The 13661-nt window shown below is 62.6% G+C and carries 12 protein-coding genes; 10 read left to right on the top strand and 2 right to left on the bottom strand.

Translation table 11 applies throughout. The features are described from left to right. Positions 1 to 168 (bottom strand): recombinase family protein (locus tag CH262_RS02410; RefSeq protein WP_179274893.1); only part of this gene is annotated, 168 nt, incomplete at its 3' end. Between the two features lie 874 nt (positions 169 to 1042). On the opposite strand from CH262_RS02410, the gene CH262_RS02405 reads away from it, so the two are divergent. The 5 genes from CH262_RS02405 to CH262_RS02385 all read left to right on the top strand — a co-directional run bounded on the left by CH262_RS02405 (position 1043) and on the right by CH262_RS02385 (position 7402). Then, positions 1043 to 2725 carry a Mu transposase C-terminal domain-containing protein gene (locus CH262_RS02405; RefSeq protein ID WP_032389201.1) on the top strand — a complete coding sequence of 561 codons (1683 nt, stop codon included), beginning with the start codon at positions 1043 to 1045 and terminating at the stop codon, positions 2723 to 2725. A gap of 4 nt (positions 2726 to 2729) precedes the next feature. Next, entirely contained in the window at positions 2730 to 3695 is a 966-nt protein-coding gene (locus CH262_RS02400; protein WP_230074848.1) for a TniB family NTP-binding protein, read from the top strand. Beyond that, positions 3692 to 4933 (top strand): TniQ family protein, encoded by a 1242-nt coding sequence (locus CH262_RS02395; protein ID WP_052047645.1) that lies wholly within the window; start codon positions 3692 to 3694, stop codon positions 4931 to 4933. The genes CH262_RS02400 and CH262_RS02395 overlap by 4 nt, the downstream gene beginning before the upstream one ends. 190 nt (positions 4934 to 5123) lie before the next feature. Next, positions 5124 to 6290, top strand: coding sequence for a site-specific integrase (locus CH262_RS02390; RefSeq protein ID WP_032364181.1), 1167 nt, complete (start codon positions 5124 to 5126; stop codon positions 6288 to 6290). A gap of 368 nt (positions 6291 to 6658) precedes the next feature. Beyond that, positions 6659 to 7402, top strand: coding sequence for a recombinase (locus tag CH262_RS02385; protein ID WP_230591063.1), 744 nt, complete (start codon positions 6659 to 6661; stop codon positions 7400 to 7402). A 137-nt stretch (positions 7403 to 7539) separates the two neighbouring features. On the opposite strand, the gene CH262_RS02380 is transcribed toward CH262_RS02385, so the two are convergent. After that, complete coding sequence (locus CH262_RS02380) at positions 7540 to 8568, bottom strand: helix-turn-helix domain-containing protein (protein ID WP_052047647.1); 1029 nt, start codon at positions 8566 to 8568, stop codon at positions 7540 to 7542. Between the two features lie 109 nt (positions 8569 to 8677). Here CH262_RS02380 and CH262_RS02375 point away from each other — a divergent pair, with 109 nt between their 5' ends. The 5 genes from CH262_RS02375 (at position 8678) to CH262_RS02355 (ending at position 13659) form a co-directional block, all read left to right on the top strand. Beyond that, the gene (locus tag CH262_RS02375; protein ID WP_024793405.1) at positions 8678 to 8998 is read left to right on the top strand and encodes a 2Fe-2S iron-sulfur cluster-binding protein; all 321 of its coding nucleotides are present in this window, start codon (positions 8678 to 8680) and stop codon (positions 8996 to 8998) included. Positions 8999 to 9022: 24 nt separating this feature from the next. Then, positions 9023 to 10411 (top strand): cytochrome P450, encoded by a 1389-nt coding sequence (locus CH262_RS02370; protein ID WP_032364182.1) that lies wholly within the window; start codon positions 9023 to 9025, stop codon positions 10409 to 10411. Continuing rightward, positions 10408 to 11616, top strand: a complete 1209-nt coding sequence (locus CH262_RS02365) for an NAD(P)/FAD-dependent oxidoreductase (RefSeq protein WP_032370840.1) — start codon at positions 10408 to 10410, stop codon at positions 11614 to 11616. The genes CH262_RS02370 and CH262_RS02365 overlap by 4 nt, the downstream gene beginning before the upstream one ends. A gap of 69 nt (positions 11617 to 11685) precedes the next feature. Beyond that, the gene (locus CH262_RS02360; protein ID WP_032370982.1) at positions 11686 to 12426 is read left to right on the top strand and encodes a transglutaminase-like domain-containing protein; all 741 of its coding nucleotides are present in this window, start codon (positions 11686 to 11688) and stop codon (positions 12424 to 12426) included. A gap of 396 nt (positions 12427 to 12822) precedes the next feature. Continuing rightward, entirely contained in the window at positions 12823 to 13659 is an 837-nt protein-coding gene (locus CH262_RS02355; protein WP_032364247.1) for an SDR family oxidoreductase, read from the top strand. Positions 13660 to 13661 lie beyond the last annotated feature (2 nt).

Raw genomic sequence — 13661 nt, 5'->3', positions numbered from 1 at the left:
GGGCAGAAGGACGTCGAGGAGTTCGGTCAGTGCCGGCCGGGTGGTGGTGGATCCGCTCGCGGTGTCGGTGAAGATGCGTTCGCAGCCGAAGGCGCTCAGGGCGTCGCTCTGTAGGTCGAGGTTCTGTTCGGCGGTTGAGACCCTGGCGTATCCGTATTTGTGGCCCACGATGGTTCACTGTGCCACAACTCATCGGTTTCAATGTTTTGACATGCGCGGGTTTCGCGTACGTTTTTGGCACTACTCAACGGCTGGTCGACGGATCGGCTGATTGTCAGTTTCAGAAGACGACTGCACTAGTTCAGAAGACGACTGCACTTACCCACCACACGGGAGCGCCGGTCAGTAGCATTCATCCCGCCGAGCTACGCGTACAACCACCATATAGAACAGCTTCTGTGATCGAAAAGTCCTCGATCTACCAGTGAACATGATTGCCCTCGACACGTCGTGTGTGTTCCCTTGGAGTCTTTGACTTTGACGTAGCTCGTCACCGGTATGTTGAGTGCGCTTGTGCGCCAGACGTTCTATGCGTTCGATTCGAAGTATCCCGATTCACTCTCGACCTACTGCAGTGGGGTTAAATTGGGTGGCGCAGTTCATGTTCGAGTGTGGTCTAGTCGACTGCGTGTCGATGCGGCGTGGCAATGAACCTCGGTTCCGAGCCTGGTGCCCGCTCTGAGTTCGACGACAATGCTGTGTTCGGCGAAATGTTCAGCGTCTTGGTGACGCCGTGTGCCACGTACCCGTGTTGAGAAGATCGCGGTGGTCGGCGGATCGGGAATACCGGGCTTGATACGCGAACACAGGTGTCCAATCCGACCCGTTGCACGGCCGGTGCCGTCGTGGCCGGTGCCGTCGTGGCCGTTAGTCGAGCTCAACAACCGGGTTCGGTTGTTGAGCTGCAGCGCTGGTGTCAGTTTCAGAAGTGGGCGTCATGTTTTCCTGGGGTTTCACCTCCGATTGCAGTGGTCTTCTGACATTCTGAGTGCAGAAGTGGACTGCACAATCGGTCACCTGGGTCGGGTGTTCGGAGGCTGCAATGGATGCGGAGAAGTTCGACGTCGTCGAGGCTGGTGTCTTGACCGCGTCGGCCGAGCAGTGGGAGCAGGCACGGGCACGGTTCGCAGTGCTCAACGAGCTGATGAATCGATCCGCGATCGGTACCTCCGCGGTCGAGGATGCAGCGCAACAGTTGAGTGTCTCGCCCCGGCGGGTGTACGCGCTGCTGTCCATACTCCGGAATGGGGAAGGGGCGGTTACCGATCTACTGGTCTCCGCGCCCGCAGGCGGACGTGGACGCTCCCGCGTGCCAGACGAGGTGGAAGACGTGATCACCGAGCACATCAACCGTGAATTCCTGGCTCGTCAGAAACTCAGTGTCGCTGCACTACATCGTCGTATCGCGCAGGCCTGTCACCGCGCCGGACTCCCGATCCCAGCCCGCAACACAGTCAATGCCCGGATCGCAGCAATGCACCCGGGCCGTGTCGCACGCTCACGTGGCGGACCGGACGCCGCCAGGTCGCGGCAATCCGCGGGCGATGTCCCGCCGCCGGTGACGGCCGTTCTCCAGCAAGTACAGATCGATCACACCGTGGTCGATCTGATGATCGTCGACGAATACGACCGGGCGCCGATCGGACGTCCTTATCTCACGATTGCCATCGATGTCCTCAGCCGCTGCATACCTGGGTTCGTGGTAACTCTCGATCCGCCGTCCGCAGTGTCGGTCGGGTTGTGTCTGGGCCGGGTGTGCTCGGACAAAAGCGTATGGATCGACTCTCTGGGCCTCGGCGCGGATGTGCGGTGGCCGATGGCCGGAAAGCCGCACCGCCTGTACATCGACAACGCTTCCGAGTTCAAAAGTGAAGCGCTCCAGCGCGGTTGCGAGCAACACGGCATCGACCTCGGCTACCGCCCACCCGGCAGGCCGCATTACGGCGGGATCGTCGAACGCATCATCGGCACCGTCATGACCCAGGTCCACGAACTCCCCGGCACCACATTCTCGAACCCAACTCAGCGGGGCAGCTACGACTCGGATAGTAAGGCGGCGTTGACGTTACGAGAACTGGAACGCTGGCTGGTCCTGGCGGTCGCGGCGTATCACGCAGAGGTGCACACCGGCCTCCGGCAGAGCCCGGCTGCGCGGTGGACCAGCAGCACCGACGCTGACAGTGCTCTGGCGAGCTCGACGGTGGTGGACGAGACCGCATTCCTGGTGGACTTCCTTCCCGTCATCCGCCGTCGCCTGACGCGGACGGGGTTCGTCATCGACCACATCCAGTACTTCGCGAACGCTCTGAAACCGTGGATCGCCCGACGAGAGACCCTGGGCCAGTTTGTGATCCGCCGGGACCCACGAGATCTGAGCAGGGTGTGGGTCCTGGACCCCGACAGCGGCGGCGGATACATCGAGGTGCCGTATCGAACGATGTCACATCCAGCGGTGACCTTGTGGGAACATCGCGCAGCAGTGACACGACTGCGCGAACACGGCCGAGCACATATCGACGAACACGCCTTGTTCTCGATGATCGACAAGATGCGAGAGATCGCAACATCGGCGCAGAAGGACACCAGACGGGCTCGACGTAACCGCAGTCGTCGTGCGCACCTGAGCAGCGTCGTGACATCACCGAACGCGATGGGCCCGCCCGAGCTTGGCCCAGGCACCGACGACGTGTCGGTTCCGATCTTCGACGACATCGAAGAATGGTGAAACGGTGAACAACGACCCCCGAATCACGCCCGCAGGCGACGGCGACGACCGTAGCTGCCAAGACATCGACCCCGGTAGTGCGGACCTCAACCATCTGCGCAGTTCGGTCAGACCGATCGCGGTTCTCCCTGCCGCGCAACGCATCAGGCACATTCGCACGGAACGGTGGATCGGGTATCCGCGTGCACGGTCGGTGATCGAGCACCTCGAGACGTTGCTGGGGTGGCCGGATCGGCAACGAATGCCGAACCTGCTTCTGATCGGACCGACGAACAACGGCAAGTCGATGATCATCGAGAAGTTCCGGCGTGCGCACCCTGCGGTCACCTTGCCCGACCGTGAGCAGATACCGGTGCTGTGTATGCAGATGCCCCCGGACCCAGCACCCGGACGGTTCTACCTGGCGATGCTCGCGGCACTCGGAACGCCGATGCGCCCGCGAAGCCGCGTTCACGAACTCGAACAGCAAGCGGTTACGCTGCTGCGAGCGACCGGGGTGCGGATGCTGATCATCGACGAGCTCCACAATGTTCTTGCCGGCCGCGACAACGTGCGCCGAGAATTTCTGAACCTGTTGCGGTTTCTTGGCAACGAGCTGCGGATCCCTCTCGTCGGAGTCGGTACCCGAGAGGCGTACCTCGCTATCCGCAGCGATGGGCAGTTGGAGAACCGTTTTCACCCCATGACGCTGCCGATCTGGACCAACGACACCGACACCCGCTCCCTGCTGGCGAGTTTCACCGCCAGCTTCCCATTGCGTGCGCCCTCGCATCTGACATCGGCGGAGATGACCGACTACCTCCTCACCCGGTGTGAGGGCACCATCGGCGAACTGGCCACGCTGTTGACCGCGGCCGCAGTGACCGCATTAGAGGCCGGAGAGGAAGCGATCACCTCACAGGTGTTGACGCAGACCGTCTACTCCGGGCCTACCGAACGCCGCCGCCACTTCGAGCGGCACCTGGCATGACAATTCCATCCGATGCCCCTGCAGCGCACACAGCGCTCGCCCACAGTGCGTATCCGCGGTGGCCCCTTCACCCGCAACCACTACCTGGTGAGACTCTGATGTCGTGGCTGGCCCGGACCAGCGCACTGTATTCGTTGATCAATACAGCGGACCTTCTCGACGGGCTCGGCTTCGAGAGTCCGGGCGTGGACCTGGACCGCTACACACCCGAGCCGGTGCTGGACGCCCTCGCCCAGAGGAGCACCTGTGCGGCGGAACGGCTGCGTGAGATGACGCTAGCGGGGTGCACGCCCTGGCTCCTCGACAGCACCGACCCCGCCGAATGTGACTTCGACACCTACGCCCATCAGTTCTCTGTCCTACTACCGGCGGGTCTGGCGATGGCAGATCGACGTCGACGCGCACCGCCCGCCGGCATGTGGCTTCCCTGGGTGAGCAAGCTCGATACGCGGGCATGTCCCTTGTGTATCGACGACCTCGACACAGACGCCGATATCGCGGTCATGATGGCTCATCAGTACCCGATGCTGACCAGCTGCACGAAACATCACTGTCGACTGGAATTCTGCAGTGTCGTACCCGGCAGGCTGGTCTTCTGGGAGAGGACACCAGCAGGCTCGGACGATCACGCATCACCGATACCGGTACCGGCAGTCGTCGCAGAAATCGACCGGCGCACCGCCGCCGCATTGACGAGCGGGTCGGTCGAGCTCGGCGCGGGCCGTGTTCATGCCGCAGTGTGGTTCAGGCTGCTGCGTACCGTCGTCGACGAGGTATCGACGCCGCTGGTCCGCACCGGATGGTGGGCGAAGCCACTGAGCGCGATCTGGAAGTCCACCGGCCATTCTCGCCCGCTCCGGACATCATGGGTTCCGTTCGAGCAACTGCGGTGGGACGAGCAAGCGAAGGTTTTGTTTGCCGCCGCGACCGCGATCATCGCGGTGGAGAACGATGAGATGGCCGCGAGCGGTGCTGATGCCTGCTTGCTGCGGCCGCGACGGTACGAGCCGGTCGATCCGGGGACCGCTCCGACAAGGTCTCGCAGTCCGGTACCCGCCCGCAGCGCTTGGGACGGTGTGATTGCGGCGATCGATGCCGCTGTCGCCGCCGCCCGCGTCGACAGCGACGCCGCCCGATCTCTGTTCGGATTGGCGAGAACGGGTTGCCGCACCGAAGAAGACATCGATGAGCTGGCCTATGCCTTCGTCGAGCTCGGCATCCGACTGGACTGGGACTGAAGCGCGCATGATCACCCCACGTTTTTCTACGCCCGCTTTTACGCGGGAATCAATCGCCTCCTGTAGTCACCCACGGTCTGTGTGCGGTGACCGACGAGAATTTCCGTTCCCGCACCGTCTTCGTCTAAATCCCTGCTCAGCGCGTTTCAACTCGAAAGAGCTGTCGGGGGTGCTCGCTACAGTCCCTGTCATGGCAGATCGGCAGCTAGGTGAGGTCCTGGACACGGATTCAGTCGTCCCGGTGAGGAGTGCGGAGGTGTTTCCGGACCTGTCGGGCGAGGTCGCCGCTCGGATCGAACGGTCGATGGCGTCGGCACGGTCCGGTGCTACCCGCCGCGCCTACGATTCGGCGTGGCGACGCTTCGAGACCTGGTGCACCGTCGCCGGGCACCACGCGTTGCCGGCGCATCCCGCTACGGTGGCGGCCTATCTCGTTGCGGCTGCCGACACGCTCACCGTCGACGGGACGCGGGCGTATGCGCCGTCGACGTTCGGCAAATGGATCGCGGCGGTCGCGGACCGCCACCGCGCTACCGGCTACGACAACCCGTGCGGGCACGAGATGGTGCGCGCCACTCTCTCGGGTATTCGGCGGGATTACGCGTCTGCGGGGGAGCGGCCCCGTAACCCGCGCGCACCGCTGCTGACCTCCGACATCACTACGATCGTCGATTACGCGCGTCGAGGTGGGGCCGGGTGGGCGTCGGAGGTCCTCGAACGCCGCGACACTGCGCTGCTCCTGATGGGCTACACCGGCGCATTCCGCCGCAGCGAACTCGTAGCGCTCGAATGCCGCGATGTCCACCGCGACCGCCTCGACGGCGCGCACGTACGTATCCGCAAATCGAAGACCGACCAGGACGGCACCGGAACCGTGAAAGCACTCCCGTTCACCGACCGCCACGAGTCATGTCCGGTCTGCGCGTGGGTGCGATGGCTGCAGATCGTCGCAGCGTTCGACACCGGCGGCAGAGTTGCTGTCATCCGAATACTTTCCCGCGCAGTGGAATTCGACTCCCATATCTGCCGCGGCACCCTTCCTGTAGTCGAGAAACGGTCCCCTCTGTTTCGGTCCGTCCGCAAGAACGGCAACCTCTCCGACACAGCCCTGTCCGGAGCCGCGGTGCACGCGGCGATCCGCCGCCGCGCTACTCGAGCTGGATACGGCCCCGACACCGTCGCCCAGCTCGGCGGGCATTCCCTCCGTTCCGGCTTCGTCACGCAGGCCTTCCGCAACGGTGCCGACGCGCATGCGATCATGCGCCAAACCGGGCACACCACACCCGCAATGGTCGAAACATACGCTCACGAGAATGCGCCACTGGTCGGCAACGCCGTCACCGAGCTCGGCCTATGACCAGGCACCCGACCGAACCAGTGAGCGGCGACGGGACGACAGGGGTAGATGCTGACCACGACGACCGCCCTTGTCCGATACGTGCATCGGACATCACGAACACGTCGATACCGAGGCGGGATCGGCACACGTGGTCACTGTTCGAGGACTGGTGCACCGCCCATGGCGAACCCCCATTGGCGGCCTCTCCTGAGTCACTTGCTCGGTTCCTGTATGCGCACCCCGCCGCGCCGACGACCCAACGCCGCCGGATCGCGGTGATCGACTCCGCTCATCATCGGCATCTATTACCTCCTCCAGGGCGCGCTGAGACCGTCCGGGCTGCGCTGGATGGGGCCCGCACGTCGCGCCTGCAGGAGGTGGCAGCCGTGATCGGCGGAATCATCGCCCGACTCCCCGAATACGGTTGGCCGTCAGCGTTGTTCGCGCGCAGAGACGCGCTGATCCTCACGCTCGCTACGACAGGTCTGCCGTACACGCAGATCGCGGCCCTGCGGGCATGCGATGTCACCGCCGATGCGGGTCTCGACGCCCTTCGCATCGAGACAGGCCGCGGCGTTCATACCCTCACCTCCCTCGCGCTGGCGGGGACGGGCATTTCTCCGCGCACGGTGTACCAGCGCTGGTGTGAGGTGCTCGGCCATCAGGCCCGGTATCCGAGCACCCGAATGCTCGCCGACGCTTTCGATGCCGTGGACGGCACCGGGCTCGGCGGATACGACCGGTATTTCGACCCGGCCGGTCAACATCCGCTGTCGACTGCGATCGACCGGTGGGGCCACACCCCGTTGGCTGCGACCCCGCTGACCGCCCGTGCGGTAGCGGGCATCGTGCGAATGCACTGGGACGGAAGGGCACCCACCCACCTGCAGCCCACTGCGCGGTCACAACATCCGGAGCAGATCGCGGCACCGGATCCAGTACCGCGGGTTCTACTCGACCCCGGCTACTACGAACGCGGAACGCTTGCGCGTAGACACGCCCACGGTCTTCTCGACGACGTGGACTCTGTCCTGGCCGATGTCGAAACCCGCGCGGACAGCCTGTTGGAAGCTCTCGTCGACTTTCTCGAATCGGAGACCGCACGCGTGCCGGCCGACACCGTCGAGTGACTAGTGGTTGGTACTCGGGTTTGCACACACTCTTCTTCTCACGGCAGGGAGGCGGTGACGTCTCAGAAATCTCCGAGATGAAGATCGATCAGGCCGCGAACGAACGAGGCATCGATCTCGACCCCGTTCTGCGGGGTCTACGTCGAATCCGGGTCGTCTGAGAGTCGGGGATTTCGGAAATCTTTCGGAGAGCGTCCGGTCCAGCGTTTGAAGGCGTGAGAGAAGTTGGCGAGGTCGCTGTATCCGAGTTCGGTAGCGATCTCGCTGACCGAAACCGATCGGTCGAGGAGCCGTAGCATCGCGCGCTCGTACAGCAGCGAGTGGCGCACCTTGCTATAGGTGGTTCCTTCTTCGGCAAGCCGCCGTTTCAACGTGCTACTCGACATCGACAATGCTTGTGCAACATCATGGTTGGTTCGCTGTCCGAGGTCCTTTTCCAACTGTTGCCTCACCTTCTCGGCGGATGACATGGACCCACTCCGCTGGGCGAGTGTTCGCTGCAGATCAGCGATAGCGAGACGATATGCGAGGGGGTCCGAGAAGCGACAAGCCTTGTTGAGGGTCTCCTCGGGTACGTGGACGAAGGAAATCGGAGCGTCGAAGAACCGGCGATTCGCCCCCGGACCTTCGTCGTGGCTCACCTCGGCCGGCTCCGGCCAGCTCAGATGGAGTGTCACCGGCGATATGTCACCGGCGAGCATGTCCAGCAGTCGTAGTAACGCCGACCCACCGTAGGTGATGACCAAGCAGTCCAGTGCGGAATCGCCTGTGTGCGCAGTGAGCCCGACGATCAGACCGTAGTCGCCGGTGTGGAACTGCGACTTCAACGCCGTGGAGATCAATGGTAGGTATGTCAGGAGATCGACGATCTCGGCGACCGAACCAGCGCTGATCAAAGGTGAACTCAGAGGCCCGAACGATGTCAACTGGGCCTGCTCGGCAAACGCAAATCCGAGTCGAGTGGCCTGGGCGATATCGAGTTCGGGATAGACCTCCCGAAACCACCGTATCGGTGCCTGAACGTCATGCTGAATGAGCGTCGCTTCACTGGTTCCTTCGCGGTGCATGATCACACGAAGCCGCGCGGCGGCGTCAGGGTCGAGTGCGCGGCGTTCGAGCAACTGAACGAACGCAAGCGGTGGCACGCCCTCGTCGCTCAGCTTCACGGTGACCCCTTTGACCCGAATTCACAAGTTTATGACTCCACCGAACATAGCCGTCACCCGCGTTTGCGACGACACTTTCGTCAATCACGCCGGAAAACGAGGAGTTGACATGGCAGCTGTAATTTTCGTCGCCCACGATGGTGAGAAGCACGAGGCGGCTCTGGTCGAAGGTCGCTCGCTGATGCAGATTGCAACCGACAATGCTGTGCCGGGGATCGATGGAGACTGTGGGGGCGAAACGGCCTGTGGCACCTGCCATGTGATCGTCGACCCGCAGTGGTCAGGAGAGGTGGGTCTGTCCGGCGCCGACGAGGAGGAGATGCTGGCGATGAACCCCGAGCGTGAACCCACGTCTCGGTTGTCGTGCCAGATGGTGGCCTCGGAAGCGTGGGATGGCCTGATCGTTCGAACACCTGAATTCCAATTGTGATGTGCGAAAGGCAGGCACGACAGCATGAAAGTTTCTGAGTCGATCGCCGACAAGGTCCAGTCGACCATCCCGATAGGGCTGCAGATCCAGGGCGCTCATTTGTACGACAAGACCCGACGGTGGGTGACTGGCACGAATGGCAAGAAGATCTTCGTCGAAAGTCCCATCCCACCGGTCGAGGATGTCGAGCTCGCCGACATCGACCTCAGTAACCCCTTTCTTTACAGACAAGGGCGGTGGCAGTCGTACTTCGAGCGCGTGCGGAACGAGGCACCGGTGCACTACCAACCCAATAGTCCGTTCGGCCCGTTCTGGTCGGTCACGCGCCATGCCGATATCGTGGCCGTCGACAAGAATCACGCTGTGTTCTCGGCCGAACCGTTCATCGTCATCGGCGTTCCGCCCCGGTTTCTCGATATCGAGATGTTCATCGCGATGGACCCACCACACCACGACAAGCAGCGCGCTGCCGTCCAGGGGGTTGTCGCACCGAAGAACCTCCGGGAGATGGAGGGACTGATCCGATCGCGCGTACGGGAGGTATTGGACGACCTCCCCTTGAACGAGCCGTTCGACTGGGTGCAGAATGTCTCGATCGAGTTGACAGCTCGGATGCTCGCAACTCTTCTGGATTTCCCCTACGAACAACGCCGCAAACTCGTCTACTGGTCCGATTTGGCAACCTCGATGGAGCAAGCCAACGGTGGGCCCTCGGACAACGACGAGGTGTTCGAAGGCATGCGTGACATGGCCCGTGGCCTCAGCGCTCTCTGGCATGACAAAGCAGCCAGGAGGTCTGCAGGGGAAGAGTCCGGTTTCGATCTGATCACCATGTTGCAGAGCAACGAGGACACCAAGGATCTGATCGATCGTCCGATGGAATTTCTGGGCAACCTCGTCCTGCTGATCGTCGGTGGCAACGACACCACGCGAAACTCGATGAGCGGTGGCGTTCTTGCGTTGAACCAATTCCCCGACCAGTTCGAGAAATTGAAGGCCAATCCCGATTTGATCCCCAACATGAACTCGGAAATCATCCGATGGCAAACACCCTTGGCGTACATGCGCCGAATCGCCAAAGCCGACACCGTTCTGAACGGACAATTCATCCGCAAGGGTGACAAATTGGTGATGTGGTATGCCTCGGGTAACCGCGACGAACGCGTTTTCGAGAATCCTGATGATTTCATCATCGATCGTGCCAATGCGCGCAATCACATCGCGTTCGGATTCGGTGTGCACCGGTGTATGGGCAATCGGCTGGCCGAAATGCAGCTGCGGATTCTGTGGGAGGAGTTGCTTCCCCGCTTCGAGAACATCGAGGTCGTCGGCGACCCCGAGTATGTTCAGTCGAATTTCGTGCGGGGCATCAGCAAGATGATGGTGCGCCTGACGCCTACTTCCAGCGTATGACATCGCAACGGGCGATCATCGTCGGCGCAAGCCATGCTGGGGCACAACTGGCAGCTAGTTTGCGCCAAGAAGGTTGGACAGGCGACATCGTCCTCATCGGTAACGAGTCTGCCGCTCCCTATCAACGCCCCCCGCTGTCGAAGGCATACCTGGCGGGCAAATGCGTACTCGACGATATCGCCATTCGCAGCACGGACTTCTACTCCAAGCAAGGTATTCAGCTCCTGAACGCGCAGGTGGAGACCATCGTTCGGTCGGAAGGCAACGTCGTTCTCGACACCGGGGAGAAGCTGGCCTACGACAAGCTCGCGCTGTGCACGGGAGCCCGCCCTCGTCGGCTCACCGTTCCCGGGGCCGATCTCCACGGGGTCTACTACCTGCGCACCGCAGCGGACGTCGAGAGGATACGTATGGCCACCGGCCCTGGCCAGCGGGTGGTGATCGTCGGAGGCGGCTACATCGGACTCGAGACAGCGGCATCGCTGCGCGCACTGGGCGTACAGGTCACAGTCCTCGAGGCAACTGGGCGTGTGCTCGAGCGGGTCACTGCTCCCGAGGTATCGACGTTCTTCGAGCGGATACATCGCGAACAGGGAGTCGACATCAGAACGAACGCGATGGTTCAGGGCCTGTCCGGTGACCGTGAGGTTCGTGAAATCACCTTGGCCAGCGGAGAATCGATCCCCGCAGATCTGGTCATCGTCGGTGTCGGCGTCGAGCCGAACACCGACCTCGCCGCCGATGCGGGTCTTGTCATCGACAACGGCATCGTGATCGACGATCACACTCGGACCAACGACCCCGACATCATGGCGGCGGGGGACTGCGCGAGCCACGACATGGCCCGTTACGGCCGTCGACTACGGTTGGAGTCCGTCTCGAGCGCAGGAGAGCAGGCCAAAGTCGCTGCGTCGACCGCCTGCGGGAAGTCCAGAAAAATCGAAGCGTTGCCGTGGTTCTGGTCGGATCAGTATCACTTCAAGCTGCAGATCGCCGGCCTCAACACTGGATACGACGAAGTGGTTCTCAGCGGTGACCCCACCCGCGACAGTGATTTCAGTTGCTTCTATCTCCAGGCCGGTGAGCTCATTGCCGCCGACTGCATAGGTCGCCCGCGCGAGTTCATGTACAGCAAACGGGTGATCGCCCAGCGACTCCCCGTCCAACGCGAAGACCTGATGCTCGGCGGACTCGCGCGCAACTGACCGATCCTTCGGTCGTTGTGCACACAACAGCAACCGGTTTGCTCAGAGAAGGGAACATCAGCGATGACCATGACAGACCGCCCGCCCGGAGCACATACTACGCAGCCACCACACGCATACCTGGGAGCAACGGACTTCCTCGACATCGAGCACGAATCCGTGCGGGCGTTCACCGCCGCGGCAATCGGAGATGCGAGCAGCGACCGTGACAAGGCCAGACGCCTCTTCGCCGCCGTCCGCGACCGAATCTGGTACGACCCATACACCGTGTCGGACGATCCGGCCCACTATCGAGCGAGCTTCGTCCTCGAGGCCGGGCGCGCTTACTGCGTCCCGAAGGCGGTGCTGTTGACCGCAGTGTGCCGGGCGGCGGGTATCCCAGCACTGCTCGGCTTCGCCGACGTCCGAAATCACCTGCAGACCGAGACGTTGCGCACGCTGATGGGCGGCACCGACCTGTTCGTCTACCACGGCTACAGTCGCCTCTACATCGAGGGCCGGTGGTTGAAGGCCACGCCGGCATTCAATGTCGAGTTGTGCGCTCGTTTCGGCGTGCCGCCAGTGGAATTCGACGGCGATCGCGATGCTCTCATGCATGCCTTCACCGCAGACGGAGCCCAGCACATGGAGTATGTCCGCGAGCGAGGAGTCTTCGACGACCTACCCTTGAACGCGATCTTGACGGTGCTTCGGCACGCCTACGGCCCCACGATCTTCACGGGCGCTCACCCACTCGATGATGTTTTCACCGGCCGCACCCGGCCGGACGAAACTCCCGGGGATCGAAACCTTCCGCGGGAGTCTCGATGAACACAAGCGGTGAGAACATACGCGCCGAACCCCGTATCGCGGCCGACTGCCGATCGGTCGGAGCTCTCTCCGCGAACAATCGCGATCGTGAACACTCGGACCGCCTCGGACACCTTCGAATCGGGTGAGCCGATACCTGCTGGCAGAGCTGTGCCACATGACTGTCTCGTCGCCGCGGCCGTGGTAAGGCCGACACCGGAAGTTGCACCGAACAGACGAGACTCGCTCTGCCGCTGGAATTGCGGCTGCGGGCGATGAACGACCGATCCGAACGCCTCCCCGGGCACGAGACGACGCGCGATACCCATATCCCTCTCCCGTGTGCGCAGCCGCTACCGCGAGAGCGGGCCGACAGGCGTCTACCGATGTCTCTCATCTATGCAAGGAGCGCAGCAGATGACAAACAACGCACCTCACACCCCCGCCAGGACCGTGGCGATCACAGGTGGAGCTCGCGGCATCGGCTATCAGACAGCGAAGGAGTTGATTCGACGAGGCCACCGGGTCGCCATCGGCGACATCGACGAGGCACGTGCGAAGGAGGCCGCCGCCGAACTCGGGGTGAAGGTCGTCACCCGACTCGACGTCACCGAACCTGACTCGTTCACAACGTTTCTGGACCTGGTCGAACGTGAACTCGGACCCCTCGACATCCTGATCAACAACGCGGGCATCATGCCTACCGGCCACGCCCACGAAGAGGACGATGCAGTAACCCGGCGTCAAGTCGAGATCAACGTCCTGGGTGTCATCTTCGGGACCAAACTGGCTCTTCAGCGCATGCTGCCGCGCCGCACCGGACACATCATCAACACTGCGTCATTGGCCGGCGAGCTCGCGGTACCTGGTTTGGCGACCTACTGCGCTACCAAGTTCGCAGTCATCGGATTCACAGAGGCCGCACGACTGGAGTACCGCAAGTCAGGGGTTCGACTGTCCACAGTCCGCCCGACGTTCACCAACACCGAACTCGTCGCCGGAACCGCCGGCGCAAAGGGATTACGCAACGCCGAGCCGGAGGAAATCGCCCGCGCGACAGCAGATCTGATCGAGAATCCACGCCCCTTCGTCCGCGTCACCCGTCTCGCAGGCGCAATGGTCGCGGCGGTGAAATTCGTCCCCCGGCGGCTGGCGACCGGACTGGGTGCGGCCCTGAACACAGATTCGGTGTTCCTCGCGGACGTCGACATGACTGCTCGCCGAACGTATCTCGACAGAATCCAGAACAGCTGAGC

Source organism: Rhodococcus sp. 05-2255-1e (assembly GCF_002259025.1).
Lineage (GTDB): Bacteria > Actinomycetota > Actinomycetes > Mycobacteriales > Mycobacteriaceae > Rhodococcoides > Rhodococcoides fascians.
The sequence above is the reverse complement of the archived record's forward strand: the minus strand, read 5'-3'. Positions and strand labels throughout refer to the sequence as shown.